2 protein-coding genes are annotated in these 988 nt (G+C 51.9%); one reads left to right on the top strand and one right to left on the bottom strand.

The annotated features are described in order from the left end of the window. Positions 1 to 152 precede the first annotated feature (152 nt). Positions 153 to 578 (bottom strand): hypothetical protein, encoded by a 426-nt coding sequence (locus PUT78_RS23630; protein WP_274354655.1) that lies wholly within the window; start codon positions 576 to 578, stop codon positions 153 to 155. Between the two features lie 148 nt (positions 579 to 726). On the opposite strand from PUT78_RS23630, the gene PUT78_RS23625 reads away from it, so the two are divergent. Further along, a partial coding sequence (locus PUT78_RS23625; protein WP_274354654.1) for a hypothetical protein occupies positions 727 to 988 on the top strand: 262 nt, incomplete at its 3' end.

The raw sequence follows: 988 nt of genomic DNA, 5'->3' as shown, positions 1-988 counted from the left end.
GTAGCAAGGTCCCGCATTGCTGCCCGCCCAAACAGCTGCAACCGCTGGGACTGATAAGGTCGCTTCCGCCCGAGGCAGAAACACATGGCTTTTGCCCGAGTTCGCCGTTGCTTGGAGCCCAAAATGCTTCAGCATTTTCGGCGCAGCTAACGTCAGCTAAGGCGACTATCTTGCAAAAGCACTGCATCAAATATTGCGAATACTTGCTGAGCCAGCGGTGTACCTATCAGTTCTTCACGGCTCATTGCCGAACCAACAAGGTCGCTGGACGCGATTGGACGGTCGTTTGCATTGACCACTGAAACGCCGGGAATGCCCTCGGTCTCGAAATGAATCAGGGAAATTGCGCGCCGGTCATTCTTGCTGGCACCCTCACCCCAAGTGCCATAGATTAAATCGAAATTTGCTGGATGGTCTTCAATGGACTTTCCAACAGTCCATTGAACAAAGTAAGCAGCGACTGTGCCTCCAGCTTTTTCATGGACATAACCCCAAACAGTTCGGGTTTGATTGCCGCAGCAATCGCAAAAGCCGCCGCTTTCTTCTGTTGGTTCAACTTCAAACACTATCTTGGCCATGCTATCCTAAATTCCACCAGAGCAGAAAGCGGACAGCCAGTCCAGTGCTTGCAACGACAGGTCCCGCATAGCTGCCGCAAATACCTCGGTTGAGCATCAACGCGAACGAGCCCTTGCGCACCATATGATGCATATGCAAATCTCTCTCATGATCAAGACACCTGAAAAAGCACGACGAAAAACGATCCGACGCGCCAACGGCACGCTACAGTTACCGATCCAGCCTTTGGCCGATGTGTCGAGCGGTCCGGATTATCTGATCGCCCATGCATGTTTTACTTGTCGTAAGTCATGGAAAATGACCGCGTGCGAGAAAGGCAATGTCTGCCCTCACTGTGGCAAGGCTGTCTTTGAGATGGGTCGTTCATTCAAAGCGCCGAGAAAATCCGACACCGAACAATGGCAAAAGG

The organism is Roseinatronobacter alkalisoli (genome assembly GCF_028745735.1).
GTDB lineage: Bacteria > Pseudomonadota > Alphaproteobacteria > Rhodobacterales > Rhodobacteraceae > Roseinatronobacter > Roseinatronobacter alkalisoli.
Note: the sequence above shows the minus strand (reverse complement) of the source record. Positions and strands in the feature narration are given on the sequence as shown.